We start from the raw sequence: 14,954 nt of genomic DNA, 5'->3' as shown, positions 1-14,954 counted from the left end.
CGCTCGCCGTTATCGATATCCCGCACCACAGCGCCCGAAGCGCTTTCATCTCCGGCGCGGTACTTCCCTTTCACTTTTCCCTTGCTTCAACCGCGGTCGGATAGCGTCCGTCCGAATTTGCTGCTTGCCACTCTTTTTTGGTTAACAAACGTCTCGGATCGGTATCCGGCTTTTGCGACTTCAGGCAACCGCCCGATCCAATCGCTGCATCACCGCTCGAACATGAGCGGACCAGGCCTCGAGAATCGGCACCTGATCAACCGGGACTTCCCGCCGCAATTGTTCGGTCAGGGTGAGGAACTGCGTACAGGTCATATGACCTTGTTGCTCTTCACCCAGCAGACGCTGCCGACAGAATTGTCGCCAACGAGCCTCTTCTTCCGCCGTCAGCAACTCGGGAAAGTTGCGCGCTCGATAGCGAAAGAACAGCTCTGGATGTCGCTCATCCCGAAAGGGCCAGGCGCGGCTGCCAAGTTGCTCTGCCGGACACTGATGAACTTGGTCGCAGAGTTGCCGTTCTTCGGCGGCAATGAAGCCGTCGTACAGTCTTGCTTCGGCCTCCTGTTCCTGGGCGGCCAATCCGGATGCCTCGGCATAGAGGGCCTGCACCTTGGGTTGCCAGGTCGCACGCTGGTCGAGCAATTGGCGGACGCAGCGCCAGACGGCGGCCAGATCGAAGTTAAGCCGTTCCGTATCCGCCGGACGCAAGACGCTGAAGGGCGCCAGAATCGGACATTTGTTGACCTGTACCAGCTTGAGCGGCACCGGCAGGTCACCCTCGGCCAGCGCATCCCGCCGGGTATAGAGGCGTTCGCGCAGGGTCTCGACGTCCAGGTCCAGCAGCGGCTCCGGCGCCAGGCCGAGGTCGCAGACGATCAACGCATTGCGATTGACCGGATGCCAGGCCAGCGGCAGGACAGGGGCGAGAAAGTGCCGCTCGGCGCTGAAGCGTCCCGAGACATGCAGCAGGGGTTCGAGCAGACGAATGCGCGCCAGCGCCGCCTTCTTCTGGCGCTGCGTCCAGAGATAGTCATAGAGCCTTGGCTGCCGCTGCCTGACCAGGCGCGCCAGGGCCAGGGTCGCGCGGACATCGGCCAGGGCGTCATGGGCCTGGGCGTGTTCGATGCCATTGGCGACGGTCAGGCGATCCAGGCGCAGGGAAACGCGCTGCTCGTCCTGCGGCCAGTCCAGGCTTTCCGGGCGAAAGGCATAGAGCGCCCGGATCAGGCCAAGCACATCCCAGCGACTGTTGCCCTGCTGCCACTCGCGGGCATAGGGGTCGTGAAAGTTGCGGTACAGGCTGTGCCGTACCATTTCGTCGTCGAATCTGAGGTTGTTGTAGCCGACGCTGCAGGTATTGGGACGCCGCAACTCCTCATGCAGACGCTGGACGAAGTCCCGCTCGCGCAGCCCCAGGCGCTGCAGGGTGGCGGGCAGGATACCGGTGACCAGGCAGGCTGCCGGATGGGGCAGGACGTCCTCGCTCAGCTGGCAATGCAGATTGAGCGGCGCTTCGATTTCGTTGAGGTCCAGATCGGTACGCACCCCGGCCACCTGCAGCGGACGATCCCGCCGTGGATCGATGCCCGTGGTCTCGAAGTCGTACCAGAAGATACTTTGCGTCACACCGCCCTCCCCTAGAATCGGCGCAGTCTAGCATCGTCGCGCGCCTTGCTCCCGGGCGCCCGCACCCGCTAGGCTCTGGCGTCCGTCTTCCGCGTATCCTCCCTTCCCATGCGTTCAGTCGATCGGCTCTCCGTTCGCTCCAGGTGCCGAGGTATCGGCGTACGCCTGGGCGCCGCCGTCTGGGCGCTGACCCTGTCGCTGGCGTGCCTAGCGCAGCAGGAGCCGCTGTCCTGCCCCCTGCCGCCACAGACCGACAGTGGCCCGGCCAGCCTGCGCCTGACCCATCAGGGACTCGACAGCCGGACCGCGCGCCAACTCGCCACCCAACTCACCGCGACTACCCGCAGCACCGACCCCCAGGCGCGGGCGGCGGCTTACCTGCAGCACTTCGGCAGCCGGGTGCAACGCGGCCAGCCCGAGCAGCTCGCCGAATTACCACCCCAGGACGTCAGGTTCTGGCTGGCCGGCAACCCGCCCCTGGCGGAGGCTCAGGCCCAGGCGCTGCTGGACTGGGTCGAGGCGGGCGGCCGGCTGGTGGCCGTCGCCGATGACAGCACCCTGGCGCTCAGTGCGACCCTGGGCGTGCGTCCCATGGCGACCCGCGAACTGGGCGGCGCCGCCCCGCCGATCATGGCGCTGCCCCTGTGGCCCAACCTGACCCAGCTCTATCTCGCCGAAGACGATGCTCCCGCCTACCTCGGCTTCGACGACAGTCGCCATCTGTTCGATGTCGGCGATCAGGCGGTGGCCTGGGCCAGCAGCGCCAGCGCCACCCATATGCTGATGCTGCCCTGGGGCGATGGCAGCGTGACCCTGCTGTCGGACAGCGACCTCTGGAGCAACGCCCATCTCGCCCAGTACGACAATGCCTGGCTGCTGTGGTACCTCACCCAGGGCGCGCCGGTGACCCTGATCGCCCCGGCGCCACCGCTCCCCCTGTGGCTGGACGCCTTGCAACGCTATGGCCTGGCCCTTGGGCTGCTGACGCTGGCGGCAGGGATCTGGCTGAGACGTCGTCGGCAGAATCCGGCTCCACGACGTGATGCCCAACGCTGGCCTGAACTGATCGCCACGCTGCAGCGCGATATCCAGCGCGAGGTGCACCGCCGCCGCCCCGAACTCGCCGACCAAGGCGTGGCCGAGCGCTGGCAATATCTTGCGCGTCTTAGCGGCTTGAGCACCCGCGCGGTGGGCGAGGCGATGCGCCCCAGCCCGGCGCGCCTCTCCGCTCGCGACTTCACCCGCCGCATCGTCCAGCTGCGCCTGTTGCACCTGGCCGTGCGCCCCCCGCTCCCGAGGACTTCCGATGACCGACAGTTCCCCTCCTGACGCCACTCCGGTGGACGCTGGCGATACCGGCGTCAAGGCCCGCGCCCTGACCCGCCTGCAGGCCCTGCGGCAGGCCCTGCTCAAGGTGCTGCCACAGCAGGACGCCGCCGTGGACGGACTGCTCGCCACCCTGCTGGCCGGCGGTCACCTGTTGCTGGAAGGTCCCACCGGCTCCGGCAAGACGCTGCTGACACGCGCCCTGGCGGCCAGCCTGGATGCCGGTTTCGCCCGGCTGCACTGCCATCCGGCCCTGACCCCCGCCGAGGTGGCCGGCGAAATCGTCACGGACGTCGGCAGCGACAGTGCCCGTCTGCGCCGGGGTCCGCTGTTCAATTCCCTGGTCCTGCTCGAAGACCTGCATCGGGCGCCGCCGGTGGTCCTCCAGCTGCTGGACGACGCCCTGCAGGGCCGCCAGCTGAGCCTGGGCGGTCGCCAGCTGCCCCTGCCGGCGCCCTTCATGGTGATCGCCACCCGCACCCCGGGCAGCGAGCTGCCACTGGCGCTGCGGGATCGCTTCCTGGTGCAACTGCGTCTGGAGTGGCCGGCAGAAGGCCAGGAACTGGCCGCCCTGCGCCTGGCCGTGCAGCAGGGTCTGGGCGACCCCCTGGAAGCGGCGGCGCTGCGCCCCCTGCTGCAGGCGCGGGATCTGCCGGCGCTGCAGCGACTGGTGGCCGGCCTGCCGGTTGCGGAGCCGGTCCTGGAGCATGCCGTGCGCCTGATCCGTCTCACCCGGGAATGGCCGGCCTTCGAACAGGGCGCCGGACCGCGCGCCGGTCAGGCCCTGCTGCGCCTGGCCCAGGCACAGGCCTTTCTGCGGGGTGGCGACAGCGTGACGCCCGAGGATGTGCGCACCCTGCTGCCCGCCGTGCTGCGGCCGCGGCTGCGGCTGACGCCAGAACGCGAATTCGAGGGTGACAGCCTGGACGGCCAGATCCTCAAGCTGCTGGGACAGTGTCCGGCACCGCGCCCATGATCCAGCGCTGCCTGCCCCTGGCGCTGGTCGCCCTGGCGCTGCTCAGCCTGATCCTGGGCGGACTGGCGCCCCTGCGCTGGCAGGGCCTGCCGGCGGCGGGTGCCCTGCTGCTGGGACTGAGCGTTATGGGGCGGCTGAACGCCCGCCGGCGCCGGCGAGCGAGTGGTGAGCATCCGCCGCTCGCCGCGCCGGCCTCCAGGGCACGCCTGCGCGCGGATACCCCCCTGCACCTGCTGATCGCCAGCCCGGCCCAGGGACGAGGACAGGCCGAGCGGTCAGGCGACTACCAGCAGATGCTGGGTTTCGGGCAGGCCCTGGCGGCCAGTGGCAATGAGCTGTGGCTCTATGGTCTCGATCCCGAGCTGCGCCTGCTGGCGGCAGGCACGGCTGCTTGCCGCCTGACGCCAGCCGAACTGCCGGTGCGGCTGCCAGGTGCGACGAGCGATCTCAGGGCAGCGCTGGCACGGCTCTGCCGTCAGGCGCGCCCGGGCAGTGTGCTGGTGGTGGCGGCACCGCTGGATGAAGAGCTGGCGGTCTGGCTCGGCCGTCTGGACCTGGTCCGACGCGGCCTGCAGCTCTGGCTGGTCGACACCGCACGGCAGCAGGTGGCGGAACCCGACGACATCCGCAGCTGGCGCGCTGCGCGCCGCTATGCCGACGCCTGGCAGGCCCGGATCCAGGGCGAGCGGCTGGCCGCGCGGCTGGAGCGAAGGCCCGTCCGCTGGCTGGCGGCCGGCGCCACGGCGGATCTGCAGACCTGCCTGCTGCAGCTATGGAATGCCGGTGACCCGGATCAGGCCGCCGACTGAGAGAGGCGGCCGAAGGTGAAGTAGTGCTGCAGCACGTCGATCAATTCGGCGAATTCGGCCGGCGGCTCGGCGACGCTGAAGCCCGAATCGTAGTTGCCTGGGGTCACGTCTTCATGACTCCACTGGCAGCGGGCGTCGAAATCGACGAAATGCAGCTGACCGTCCTGCCCCGGAATCTTCAGCCGAAGTTCGAAGCGCGCGTTCACCAGCATGGGCAGCTGGCTGATCATCAGCAGCCCCTCGCGGGAAATGTTGCCGATGTAGCCCATGGGCTTGTCGGTAAAGCGGTTGAACACCTTCAGATAGTAGGGCAGCTGGTGGCGCTCGATACGACGATTCTGAGTCATGGTGCGATTCATCCTGCACACGGTAAAGCCACTTTACCGACAACGTCCTGGAAAGCTCAGCGCTGCGGTAGTTTTCGCACCGGTTGGGGCGTCGCAACGGCCGTTCCGCCATCTAGCCCCAATTGGCGCAGGGTGTCCAGTCGGGCCTGGGCCCGATAGGCGTATTCGCTGGCCGGAAACCGGACCTGGATGAAACGATAGGTCTGGACCGCGTCGGCGTACAGTTGCTGCTGCTCCAGACACTGGCCGCGCAGCATGGAAAATTCCGGTTGCAGCCAGGGCCGTGCCCGCCCCTTGCGTTCAGCCTGGGAGATCTGCAGCAAGGCATTGTTGCAGTCGCCTTCGCTATAGGATTTATAGGCGGCATCCAGATAGGAATTCATCGAGACGCTGGTACAGCCGGTGAGGCCGAGCAGCAGGAACAGGCAGAGATAAGGGCGCATGGAAAGTCCTCCTGCTCGCTAGATCGGCGCCGGGGCCCGCTTCTTGAGGGCAAACGACCATTGGTGTGACCAAGCTGCGAAAAGCCGTCATGTGCTGGCCACGCGACAGCGCTACAATGAGCTGCGCTCCGTGTTCTACGTCGACTCGGCGCTAAGGCGCCGACTCATGGTTGCAATCCGCTAAAGGAAAGACTGCATGATTTATCGCCGTACCAAGATCGTCGCCACCCTGGGCCCGGCCAGCAATTCTCCGGAAGTCCTCGAGCAGCTCATCATCGCCGGCATCGACGTCGCCCGCCTGAACTTCTCGCATGGAACGCCCGACGAGCACCGGGCTCGTGGTCAGCTGGTACGGGATCTCGCCGCCAAGCACGGTCGCCATGTCGCCCTGCTCGGCGACCTCCAGGGTCCGAAGATCCGCATCGCCAAGTTCGTCAACAAGCGCATCGAACTCAAGGTCGGCGATCCCTTCCGCCTGTCCATCGCCCATCCGCGCACCGAAGGCACCGAAGAAGTGGTCGGTATCGACTACCCGGGCCTGGTCACCGACTGCCGCGTGGGTGACGAACTGCTGCTGGACGATGGCCGCGTGGTCCTGCGCGTGGAAGGCATGACCGCCACCGAACTGCATTGCACCACCTTGATCGGCGGCCCGCTGTCGGACCACAAGGGCATCAACCGTCGCGGCGGTGGCCTCACCGCTCCGGCGCTGACCGACAAGGACCGCGAAGACATCAAGCTGGCCGCCTCCATGGAGGTCGACTATCTGGCCGTGTCCTTCCCGCGTGATGCCGAAGACATGCACGAAGCCCGTCGCCTGATGGAAGCCGCCGGTGGCAAGTCCTGGCTGGTGGCCAAGATCGAGCGCGCCGAAGCCGTGGCCGACGACGAAGCCCTGGACGGCCTGATCCATGCCAGTGACGCCGTGATGGTGGCCCGAGGCGACCTGGGCGTGGAAATCGGTGACGCCGAGCTGGTGGGCATCCAGAAGCGCATCATTTCCCACGCCCGGCGCCTCAACAAGGCGGTGATCACCGCGACCCAGATGATGGAGTCGATGATCAGCAGCCCCATGCCGACCCGCGCGGAAGTCTCCGACGTGGCCAACGCCGTGCTGGACAACACCGACGCCGTGATGCTCTCCGCCGAGAGCGCCGCCGGCCAGTATCCGGTGGAAGCGGTCAAGGCCATGGCGCGCGTCTGCGTCGGTGCCGAGAAGCAGCCCACCAGCAAGCTGTCCAGCCACCGCCTGGGCCATACCTTCACCCGTTGGGACGAGAGCATCGCCCTGGCCTCCATCTACGTGGCCAACCACTTCCCCGGCGTGAAGGCCATCATCAGCCTGACCGACACCGGTTACACCCCGCTGATCATGTCGCGCCTGCGTTCCTCGGTGCCGATCTTCTCCTTCGCGTCCAGCCGCGCCACCCAAGCCCGCACCGCGCTGTTCCGCAACGTGCACACCATCCCCTTCGACCCGACCACCATGCCGGCGAACAAGGTGAGCCAGGCCGCGGTGGACGAGCTGCTCAAGCGCGGCATCGTCGAGCACGGCGACTGGGTCATCCTGACCAAGGGCGACAGCTACACCAAGCGTGACGGCACCAACACCATGAAGATGTACCGCGTGGGCGACCTGCTGGTCTGACCCCCGCCGCCGGTCTCCGACCGGTGCTGAAGACAAAGCCCCGCACAGGTCCCTGTGCGGGGCTTTTTTCTGGACGGATCGGGGCCAGGCAGCCCTAGCGACCGCCGGCGGCCAAGTAGGCCAGGTGCAGGGCCGCAGCGCCCAGGACACCCAGACTGCAACTGATGAGGATGCCGCGCTGCAGCGCGCGCAAGCGCCCTTCCCGCCGTGCTTCCAGGCGACTGGCATCGATCAGGGCTACGCTGGTCAACGGCTGTTCACGCATCGTCTCGCTCCCTACCCATTTAAATGCACTATATTCTCATTCTCACATAGGTCAAGGGAGTCCGGCGGGCGCCTGGCGGACTGTGGCAGAATAGCCGGTTTGGTACGAACAGCCTGGGTGAACGATGGCGTTACGTTTCGAACGGCTCAAGTGGCAGGACTGGAAAGGCGCCTTCACGGAGCGCAACTACGAGCGCGGCCGGCGGCTGGCGCTCGACGGCCTGGTGCAGCTGCGCTCGGCCGCCAAGGGTCAGCTCTATGCCGAGTGCCACAGCCCGGCCGGACCGGCCTATCGGCAGGCGATCAGCCTGCGCGCGGGCGAGACCGCCTGGCGGGTCGACGCCCGCTGCACCTGCCCGGTCGGCCGCAACTGCAAGCATGCCGCCGCCGCCCTCATCGAACTCGAGCGGCTGCAACGCAGCGAGGCCGCCCTGCCGGCCACGCCGGTCGCCCATCCGGAGCTGCCTCGCCCGGTCCTGACCCTTGGCAGCCATACCCAGATCGATTACGACCGCCACATCGGCAAGATGAGACCCACGGTACGCCATCGCGCCGCCCTGGCCTTCGCCTATGGCTCGCGGCGCCTGTTCGGGGCGCCGCCGCGCACCCCGGAGGCCGACTATCCCGCGCGCCAGCTGCCGGCCGAACAACGCTGGCGGCAGACGCTGCTCGACCACGGTCTGCGCCTGGCCACCCGGCGCAGCGCCGCGCTGCCCGACGACAGTGGCGAGATGTTCGAACTGCCGGACGACCCCGCCTGGCTCAGATTCGTGCAGCAGGTCATCCCCGGTCTGCGCGAAGCCGGCTGGCAGATCGAGGCCCATCCCGAATTCACCTTCGACCTGACACCGGTGGAAGGCTGGTACGGTCACCTCGAAGAGGTGCAGGACGCGACCGCCGCGAGCGGCCAGTTCGACGTCGAACTGGGCATCCGCCTGGGCCAGCGCCGCGTCAGCCTGATCCCGCTGCTGATCGATGCCATACGGCGCGAGCCCTCCCAGTACGAACCGGCGATGCTGGCCAAGCGCGCCGACGACGAACCCGTGCTCTTGCGTATCGAGCCGCCGCGCCTGGCCGGCCAGCAGGGCCGGGTGCAACGGGTCGCCGTGCCCCTGGGGCGGCTCAAGCCGATCCTGCAGATCCTCGGTGAACTCTATGCCACCGATCGCCTCACCCAGGACCGTGCCCTGCGCCTGCCGCGCCTGGACGCCGCGCGCCTGGCCGAGCTGGACGAACGCCTGCCGCTGGAGTGGGAAGGCGGCGAGCGCCTGCGCAGCTTTGCCGAACGCCTGCGCAGCTATGCCGCCGAGCCGGTGGTCCTGCCGGACACCCTGCACGCCGAATTGCGGCCCTATCAGCGCGACGGCGTGGCCTGGCTGCAGGCGCTGCGTGAACTGGACGTGGGCGGCATCCTGGCCGACGACATGGGCCTGGGCAAGACGCTGCAGACCCTGGCGCACATCCTCGTCGAGCAGGCGGCCGGTCGCCTGACCGCGCCGGCGCTGATCGTCATGCCCACCAGCCTGATCCCCAACTGGCAGGACGAGATCGCCCGCTTCGCCCCCGGCCTGCGCGTGCTGACCCTGCAGGGCAGCGCCCGCAGCAGTCGCTTCGAGCGGATTCCGGAGCACGACGTGGTGCTCACCACCTATGCCCTGCTGCCCCGTGACGCCGAGCGCCTGGCCGGCTACGACTTCCACCTGCAGGTGCTCGACGAAGCCCAGTCGATCAAGAATGCCGCCACCAAGGCCGCCCAGGCGGCGCGCCACCTGCGCGCCCGCCATCGCCTCTGCCTGACCGGCACGCCGCTGGAAAATCACCTGGGCGAACTCTGGTCGCAATTCCACTTCCTGATGCCCGGCTGGCTGGGCGACGAGAAAGGCTTCAAGCAGGCCTATCGCATCCCCGTGGAGCGTGAAGGCGATGTGCAGCGCCTGGCGGCGCTCAAGGCACGGGTCCGCCCCTTCATGCTGCGCCGCACCAAGCAGCGGGTCGCCAGCGAATTGCCGCCCAAGACCGAGATCGTCCAGCTGGTCGAACTCAGCGCGGCGCAACGCGAACGCTACGAAGACCTGCGCCTATTGCTGGACGAGCGCGTCCGCGCCGAGATCGCCCGTCAGGGCATCGGTCGCAGCCAGCTGCTGATCCTCGATGCCCTGCTGCGCCTGCGCCAGGTCTGCTGCGACCTGCGCCTGGTGCCCAACGAAGACGCCAGCGTGGCCAAGCCCTCGGCGAAACTGGCGGCGCTGAACGAGCGCCTCGACGCCCTGCTCCCCGGTGGCAGCCGGGTCCTGGTGTTCTCCCAGTTCACCAGCATGCTCGACCTCATCGCCGCCGATCTCGACCAGCGCGGCATCCCGTACGTCACCCTGACCGGCGAAACCCGGGATCGGCGCACCCCGGTGCAGCGCTTCCAGAACGGCGAGGTGCCGGTATTCCTGCTCAGCCTCAAGGCCGGCGGCAGCGGTCTCAACCTGACGGCGGCCGACACCGTGATCCACTTCGATCCCTGGTGGAATCCGGCCGCCGAGCAGCAGGCCAGCGACCGCGCCTACCGCATCGGCCAGGATCGTCCGGTGTTCGTCTACAAGCTGATCGCCCGCGGCACCCTGGAAGAACGCATCCAGCAGCTGCAGCAGGAAAAGGCGCGCCTGAGCGCCGGCATTCTCAGCGAGAACAGCGGCGACTGGCGCCTGACCGAAAGCGACCTGGCCCAGTTGCTGGCGCCGCTGGACCGCTAGGCACCCGCCAGCGGGTCATCCCGGCAGCGCCTGGCCTGGCCAGCTGCGCTGCCGGGAACGCAGCGGATAGCGGTGCCGCGGGCTACTTGTCGCCCGCGCCCTCGCCCACCACATCACCCGCCGCATCCAGCGCCCTGCTGGAAGGAAACCTGTTCGAGGCGACGCGGACCGCCAGCACCGCAAGCGACAGCAGGAAGATCCCGCCGCAGAGATACAGCAGCCCGACATCCGGCGGCCGATGATGAGAGACGTCACCGATCAGGTAGCGGGTCAGGGCGGTGATGGCGATATAGAGCAGGAAGCGGATCGGCAGGTGGTTGGTCTTGAAGTAGATGCCGACCATGGCACCCAGCTCCAGGTAGATGAAGAGCAGCAGGATGTCATCGATGCTCGCCTGGCCCTTGTCGAGCATGCCGAGGAAGGCCAGCACCGAGGCCCAGGCCGTGGCCGCGCCAATGGCGAACAGCCCGAAGTAGTGGAAGCCTTCCACCAGCAGGTTGCCGAGGGAGTTCGCCCCGTCGTGCATGCGTTTGCGACCGTTGTCTGCCCATTTCATGGCGTGCTGCTCCCTCCGCAAGAGTGAAGACCTCCACTCGAAGATAGATCCATGCCGGAATCCCGTTCTCGAGGTTGCCCTGGCGTCAGTCGCTCTTATAGCGAGAAGCCGGACCGTCGGCCAGTGCGCAACTGTCGCAGACTGGACGGCCCGGCGCTGGCAGGCTAAAACCTGAGGAAAAGCCCGCGAGGGCTCTGGAGTCTACCGTGGACGCGCGTCTTTCCTGCCTCGCCTGCCTGGACCGGCCCGATCCCCGGCTGCTGGAAGCCGCCCTGTGGATCGCGGCCGAACACCACGAACAGATCGATCCCCCGGCCCTGTTGCACTCGCTGGACGACCTGGCACTGCGCCTGGTCGCCAGCCTGGATGGCGATGCCAGTCACGCCGAGCGGGCCCAGGCCTTGTTGCGGCAGCTTTGCGATGCCGGTTTTCGCGCGGCCGAGTGGCCCCTGAACCCTACGGCTGCCCTGCTCGACGAGGTCCTGGCGCGGCGACGCGGCCAGCCGCTGTCGATCGCCCTGGTGGCTCTGGAACTGGCCCGGCGCCTGGAGATCGACCTGCAGGGCATCGGCTTTCCCGGACATTTCCTCTTGCGCGTGCCGGGCGCGGATCATCTGCTCGAACCCTTCGGCGGTCGTCGCCTGTACATGAACGACTGCCGCCAACTGCTGGTGGATCAGTTCGGGCCCAACGCGCAACTGCAGGCCAGCTATCTGGCGCCCCTCGGTCCGCGGCAGATGATGCAGCGACTCTCGCGCAATCTGCGGGAATTGCATCGCCAGGGCGACCAGCCGTTGGCCGCGCTCAAGGATGCCCAGCGGGTCATCGAGCTGGGCACGGTCGGGGTCATCGATCACCTGGCGCGCGCCGATCTGTACCGCCAGCTCGACTGCCCCCAGGCCGAGCGCTACGACCTGCAGCACGCCCTGCTGATCAGCGAAGACGATGCCGAACGCGAGCAGGTGCGGCGGCGGCTGGCGCAACTGGGCGCGCCTTCCGCCACCCTGCACTAGCGGTGCAGCAGCCAGAGCACCAGCTGGGCGCCGAGCAGATTGCTCAGGCCGGCCAGCACCATGACCAGGCCGGCCACGGTGCCCTCCTCCAGGCCGACCTCGTAGGCCTTGCTGGTCCCTACGCCGTGGGCGCCCATGCCGAACAGGGCACCGCGGGCCAGGGCCGACTTGAGCGGCAGCAGCCTGATCAGCAGGCTGCCGAGGATGGCGCCCCCCAGGCCGGTGATCATCACGAAGGCCGCGGTCAGCTCGGGGACGCCTCCCACGGTGGCGGACATCGGCATGGCAAAGGGGGTGCTGATGGAGCGCGGCAGCATGGACAGCAGCACCCGGTCATCGAGCAGCAGCAGCCGGGCCAACAACCAGGAACTGCCAATGGCCACGCCACTGCCGACGCAGAGGCCGGCCAGCAACGCCTGCCAGTAGCGCGCCAGCAGGCGTCTCTGCTGCCAGATCGGCACGGCGAAGGCCACCGTCGCCGGCCCCAGCAGGGTGATCAGCCAGTGGCTGTAGTGGGCGTACTCGGCATAGCTCACCTGCTGCCAGAGGGTGGCGGCATAGAGCAGCACCGTGACGAAGATGATCGGACTGACCACATACCAGCGCAGCCGGGCATAGAGCAGCCGACTCACCCCATAGCCCGCCACCGTCAGCAGCAGCCAGAAGAGTCCGGGCAGATCAAGCATCGCGACGCCCTCGCCGGCGAAACATCCAGTCCACGGTAAGGGCGGTCGCGACCATGGTCAGCACGGTGCTGAGCAGGATGGCCAGCAGGATGCGCACACCCTCTTGCCGCAGCAACGGACCGTAGTCGAGCAGACTCAGCAGCGCGGGAATGAAGAACAGCAGCATTTCTCCCAGCAGCAGGCGCACGCCGCCCTGCAACCACTCGGGCTCGACGATGCGCGCGGCCAGCAGCACCAGCAGCATGGCCAGCCCCACCACCCCGCCTGGTACCGGCAAGGCGAAATAGGTGGCCAGCCAGGTACCCACACCCCACAGCGCGCCCAATCCGCACAGCTCCAGAGCCAGGCGCAGATATCTATTCACCCAGGGCTCCTTCTCAAATCCTCGACAGGCGCCAAGGATACCGAGGCTGAGGGGGCGAGGACAGCGAACCGGGCCCGGCGGCGCGCTCCGCGCGGGTAAAGCAGCGTTGCTGCCGGGGCAAGATCAGCCCAGGGCGGCGATGACCTCGGCGACCCAGCGCTCGGCGTCTTCGTCCGGCGTGACCGTTTCACTGGCATCGATGCGCAGCATGGGCAGCACTTCGCGCAGCCCCAGTTCGGCGAACAATTCCTGCATCAGCTCGCCGCCGCCGCAATAGGTGTCGCCATAGCTGGAATCACCCAGGGCCAGCACGGCGCCGGGTCGTCCGGACCAGGGCGGCAGCCGATCGCGCAGCTGGAAATACAGGGATTCCAGGTTGGCCGGCAATTCGCCCATGCCGGTGGTGGAGGTGATAGCCAGCAGGGCCTCGGGCGCGAAGGCCTCCAGGCTGGCGAGATCGGCATTGGGCTGGTGCCAGACCTCATGGCCTGCCGCGCTCAGGCGCGCCTTCACCTGACGGGCGATATCTTCGGCAGTGCCATAGACCGAGCCATTCAACAGTGCGACTTTCATACGGACCTCTTGCGTGGAATCCCGCCCAGTATGCCTGGCGCGGCCCGGCTTGGCGCTCCGTCAGCAAGACGACTCCGCTGGCAACCCCGGCTGCAGCCAAGGGTCTCAAGGCTTGTTATGCTAGCGCCGCCTGCTACCCCAGGCGTCTTCGCCACCTGTCCGCCTACCCGGCGGCGTGACGGCATCCGGCCTATCCGGCCCGATCGCCCGGAGTTAGAGCATGAATCAGCCTGTTACCCTCATGGTCGCGCGGCGCGTCGCGGCTGGCCAATACGACGCCTTTCTGGTCTGGCTGCGCGAAGGCGAAGCCCTGGCCACCGGGCATCCCGGCTATCTCGGTTCGGGGGTCCTGACCCCGCCTCCAGGCGACAACCTGGTGCAGATCGTCTTTCGCTTCGCCTGCCCCCAGACCCTCGACGCCTGGGAACACTCTGACACGCGGCGCCTCTGGCTGGAGCGTGGCCAGGGCCTGTTCGAAGCGCCCCTGGCACGGCGCGCCCAAGGCATGGACGACTGGTTCGGCGCCGGCCTGCAGCCGCCACCGCGCTGGAAGCAGAGCATCGCGGTCTGGCTGGCGTTCTTTCCCATCTCGCTGCTGTTCAATGCCGCCTTCGGCGATTACCTGGCCCATCTGCCGTTGCTGCCGCGCATCCTGCTGAGCACCCTGATCCTTACTCCGGTGATGGTCTGCGTCTTCATCCCGCTGATCACCCGGGTGCTGAAGCGCTGGCTGCACAACGCCTCGCGGGCCAACGACTGGCGAGGCAGCGCCCGCTAGGCCCGCACGGATCGGCCTGCATCCTGACGCGTCGAATGCGTACAATAGCGGCGGCCAGCCCTCTGGCCGCCTCGTTCATCAGGATCGGGTACCCTCATGTCCGCAACCCTTCCCCTTCTGGTCACCGGCGCCAATCGCCGTGTCGGTCTCGCCTTGACCCGCCGGCTGCTGGCGGAGGGCCAACCCGTCATCGCCGTCTATCGCGACGATCCCGGTCCCTTGCGTGACCTGGAGATCGAGGCCTATCAGGTCGATCTGGCGGAAGAGGCGCAGCGCGAAAACCTGCTGCTGCAGCTGCATGAACGCCATACGGCGCTGCGCGGCATCGTGCACAACGCTTCGGTCTGGGCCGAAGACGGCCTGGACAATCTGCGGCTGCTCTATCGCCTGCACCTGGAAGCGCCCTACCACCTCAACCTGGGCCTGCAGGACCTGCTGCTGGCCGCGCCCCGGGCCGACATCATCCATATCGGCGACGACAGCGCCACCCGCGGCAGCCGCAACCATATCGGCTACGCCGCCACCAAGGCCGCCCTGCACAACCTGACCCTGTCCTTTGCCGAGGCCCTGGCGCCCATCGTCCGGGTCAACACCATCGCGCCGGGCCTGCTGATCTTCAAGGAAGGCGCCGACGAGGCCTATCGCCAGGCGACCCTGGACAAGGCGCTGCTGGATTTCGAACCCGGCGCCGATCCCATCGTCGATACCGTGCTCTATCTGCTGTCGACCCAGTACGCCACCGGCAGCACCTTTACCGTCAACGGCGGGCGCCACCTGCGCCACGGCCGCCGCTAGCAAGAGGAA

General features: G+C 67.7%; 16 protein-coding genes. 8 read left to right on the top strand and 8 right to left on the bottom strand.

Annotated elements, in window-relative coordinates; translation table 11 throughout:
• Positions 1-180: 180 nt before the first annotated feature.
• Positions 181-1,626: an exodeoxyribonuclease I gene (gene sbcB, locus PSK12I2_RS0123340; protein ID WP_027600285.1), complete on the bottom strand. Its 1,446-nt coding sequence runs from the start codon at positions 1,624-1,626 to the stop codon at positions 181-183.
• Between the two features lie 108 nt (positions 1,627-1,734).
• Here sbcB and PSK12I2_RS0123335 point away from each other — a divergent pair, with 108 nt between their 5' ends.
• The 3 genes from PSK12I2_RS0123335 to PSK12I2_RS0123325 are packed head-to-tail and all read left to right on the top strand — an operon-like array spanning position 1,735 to position 4,737.
• The gene (locus PSK12I2_RS0123335) at positions 1,735-2,955 is read left to right on the top strand and encodes a DUF4350 domain-containing protein (protein WP_027600284.1); all 1,221 of its coding nucleotides are present in this window, start codon (positions 1,735-1,737) and stop codon (positions 2,953-2,955) included.
• Positions 2,933-3,928, top strand: coding sequence for a MoxR family ATPase (locus PSK12I2_RS0123330; protein ID WP_027600283.1), 996 nt, complete (start codon positions 2,933-2,935; stop codon positions 3,926-3,928). The genes PSK12I2_RS0123335 and PSK12I2_RS0123330 overlap by 23 nt, the downstream gene beginning before the upstream one ends.
• A complete protein-coding gene (locus PSK12I2_RS0123325) occupies positions 3,925-4,737 on the top strand; it encodes a hypothetical protein (protein ID WP_027600282.1) in 813 nt (270 codons plus the stop codon). Before PSK12I2_RS0123330 ends, PSK12I2_RS0123325 begins: the two co-directional genes overlap by 4 nt.
• Here PSK12I2_RS0123325 and PSK12I2_RS0123320 read toward each other — a convergent pair.
• Together PSK12I2_RS0123320 and PSK12I2_RS0123315 are read right to left on the bottom strand one after the other, a co-directional pair.
• Positions 4,722-5,084, bottom strand: a complete 363-nt coding sequence (locus PSK12I2_RS0123320; RefSeq protein ID WP_007162035.1) for a PilZ domain-containing protein — start codon at positions 5,082-5,084, stop codon at positions 4,722-4,724. The two genes, PSK12I2_RS0123325 and PSK12I2_RS0123320, sit on opposite strands and share 16 nt — an antisense overlap.
• 56 nt (positions 5,085-5,140) lie before the next feature.
• A complete protein-coding gene (locus PSK12I2_RS0123315; protein WP_007162036.1) occupies positions 5,141-5,527 on the bottom strand; it encodes a tol-pal system YbgF family protein in 387 nt (128 codons plus the stop codon).
• A 196-nt stretch (positions 5,528-5,723) separates the two neighbouring features.
• Between PSK12I2_RS0123315 and pyk the strand changes: the two genes are divergently transcribed.
• A complete protein-coding gene (pyk, locus tag PSK12I2_RS0123310) occupies positions 5,724-7,175 on the top strand; it encodes a pyruvate kinase (RefSeq protein WP_007162037.1) in 1,452 nt (483 codons plus the stop codon).
• Positions 7,176-7,269: 94 nt separating this feature from the next.
• Here the strand turns inward: pyk and PSK12I2_RS25140 are convergent, their stop codons facing one another.
• Positions 7,270-7,440, bottom strand: a complete 171-nt coding sequence (locus tag PSK12I2_RS25140; protein WP_007162038.1) for a hypothetical protein — start codon at positions 7,438-7,440, stop codon at positions 7,270-7,272.
• Positions 7,441-7,564: 124 nt separating this feature from the next.
• On the opposite strand from PSK12I2_RS25140, the gene PSK12I2_RS0123300 reads away from it, so the two are divergent.
• Positions 7,565-10,180, top strand: coding sequence for a DEAD/DEAH box helicase (locus PSK12I2_RS0123300; RefSeq protein WP_027600281.1), 2,616 nt, complete (start codon positions 7,565-7,567; stop codon positions 10,178-10,180).
• Between the two features lie 82 nt (positions 10,181-10,262).
• Here PSK12I2_RS0123300 and PSK12I2_RS0123295 read toward each other — a convergent pair whose 3' ends face one another.
• Complete coding sequence (locus PSK12I2_RS0123295; protein ID WP_007162040.1) at positions 10,263-10,736, bottom strand: phosphate-starvation-inducible protein PsiE; 474 nt, start codon at positions 10,734-10,736, stop codon at positions 10,263-10,265.
• A 206-nt stretch (positions 10,737-10,942) separates the two neighbouring features.
• Between PSK12I2_RS0123295 and PSK12I2_RS0123290 the strand changes: the two genes are divergently transcribed.
• Entirely contained in the window at positions 10,943-11,749 is an 807-nt protein-coding gene (locus tag PSK12I2_RS0123290; protein ID WP_027600280.1) for a SirB1 family protein, read from the top strand.
• Here PSK12I2_RS0123290 and PSK12I2_RS0123285 read toward each other — a convergent pair.
• From PSK12I2_RS0123285 to PSK12I2_RS0123275, 3 genes are all read right to left on the bottom strand, one after another.
• Entirely contained in the window at positions 11,746-12,435 is a 690-nt protein-coding gene (locus tag PSK12I2_RS0123285) for an LrgB family protein (RefSeq protein WP_027600279.1), read from the bottom strand. The genes PSK12I2_RS0123290 and PSK12I2_RS0123285 overlap by 4 nt on opposite strands.
• Positions 12,428-12,799 carry a CidA/LrgA family protein gene (locus tag PSK12I2_RS0123280; RefSeq protein ID WP_007162043.1) on the bottom strand — a complete coding sequence of 124 codons (372 nt, stop codon included), beginning with the start codon at positions 12,797-12,799 and terminating at the stop codon, positions 12,428-12,430. Before PSK12I2_RS0123280 ends, PSK12I2_RS0123285 begins: the two co-directional genes overlap by 8 nt.
• Before the next feature lie 123 nt (positions 12,800-12,922).
• A complete protein-coding gene (locus PSK12I2_RS0123275) occupies positions 12,923-13,372 on the bottom strand; it encodes a flavodoxin (protein WP_027600278.1) in 450 nt (149 codons plus the stop codon).
• 220 nt (positions 13,373-13,592) lie between these two features.
• Between PSK12I2_RS0123275 and PSK12I2_RS0123270 the strand changes: the two genes are divergently transcribed.
• Together PSK12I2_RS0123270 and folM are read left to right on the top strand one after the other, a co-directional pair.
• The gene (locus tag PSK12I2_RS0123270) at positions 13,593-14,150 is read left to right on the top strand and encodes an antibiotic biosynthesis monooxygenase (protein ID WP_027600277.1); all 558 of its coding nucleotides are present in this window, start codon (positions 13,593-13,595) and stop codon (positions 14,148-14,150) included.
• Positions 14,151-14,246: 96 nt separating this feature from the next.
• Positions 14,247-14,945: a dihydromonapterin reductase gene (gene folM / locus PSK12I2_RS0123265; RefSeq protein WP_027600276.1), complete on the top strand. Its 699-nt coding sequence runs from the start codon at positions 14,247-14,249 to the stop codon at positions 14,943-14,945.
• Positions 14,946-14,954: the final 9 nt, after the last annotated feature.

Source organism: Pseudomonas sp. MOIL14HWK12:I2, assembly GCF_000510745.1.
In the GTDB taxonomy this organism is placed as follows: Bacteria; Pseudomonadota; Gammaproteobacteria; order Pseudomonadales; family Pseudomonadaceae; genus Chryseomonas; species Chryseomonas oryzihabitans.
The sequence above is the reverse complement of the archived record's forward strand: the minus strand, read 5'-3'. Positions and strand labels throughout refer to the sequence as shown.

Coding starts and splice junctions, on each gene's coding strand:
- PSK12I2_RS0123285 (WP_027600279.1), bottom strand. CDS start 12,435: ATGCTTGATCTGCCCGGACTCTTCTGGCTGCTGCTGACGGTGGCGGGC.
- PSK12I2_RS0123330 (WP_027600283.1), top strand. CDS start 2,933: ATGACCGACAGTTCCCCTCCTGACGCCACTCCGGTGGACGCTGGCGAT.
- PSK12I2_RS0123275 (WP_027600278.1), bottom strand. CDS start 13,372: ATGAAAGTCGCACTGTTGAATGGCTCGGTCTATGGCACTGCCGAAGAT.
- folM (WP_027600276.1), top strand. CDS start 14,247: ATGTCCGCAACCCTTCCCCTTCTGGTCACCGGCGCCAATCGCCGTGTC.
- PSK12I2_RS0123320 (WP_007162035.1), bottom strand. CDS start 5,084: ATGACTCAGAATCGTCGTATCGAGCGCCACCAGCTGCCCTACTATCTG.
- PSK12I2_RS25140 (WP_007162038.1), bottom strand. CDS start 7,440: ATGCGTGAACAGCCGTTGACCAGCGTAGCCCTGATCGATGCCAGTCGC.
- pyk (WP_007162037.1), top strand. CDS start 5,724: ATGATTTATCGCCGTACCAAGATCGTCGCCACCCTGGGCCCGGCCAGC.
- PSK12I2_RS0123335 (WP_027600284.1), top strand. CDS start 1,735: ATGCGTTCAGTCGATCGGCTCTCCGTTCGCTCCAGGTGCCGAGGTATC.
- PSK12I2_RS0123300 (WP_027600281.1), top strand. CDS start 7,565: ATGGCGTTACGTTTCGAACGGCTCAAGTGGCAGGACTGGAAAGGCGCC.
- PSK12I2_RS0123295 (WP_007162040.1), bottom strand. CDS start 10,736: ATGAAATGGGCAGACAACGGTCGCAAACGCATGCACGACGGGGCGAAC.
- PSK12I2_RS0123325 (WP_027600282.1), top strand. CDS start 3,925: ATGATCCAGCGCTGCCTGCCCCTGGCGCTGGTCGCCCTGGCGCTGCTC.
- PSK12I2_RS0123270 (WP_027600277.1), top strand. CDS start 13,593: ATGAATCAGCCTGTTACCCTCATGGTCGCGCGGCGCGTCGCGGCTGGC.
- PSK12I2_RS0123315 (WP_007162036.1), bottom strand. CDS start 5,527: ATGCGCCCTTATCTCTGCCTGTTCCTGCTGCTCGGCCTCACCGGCTGT.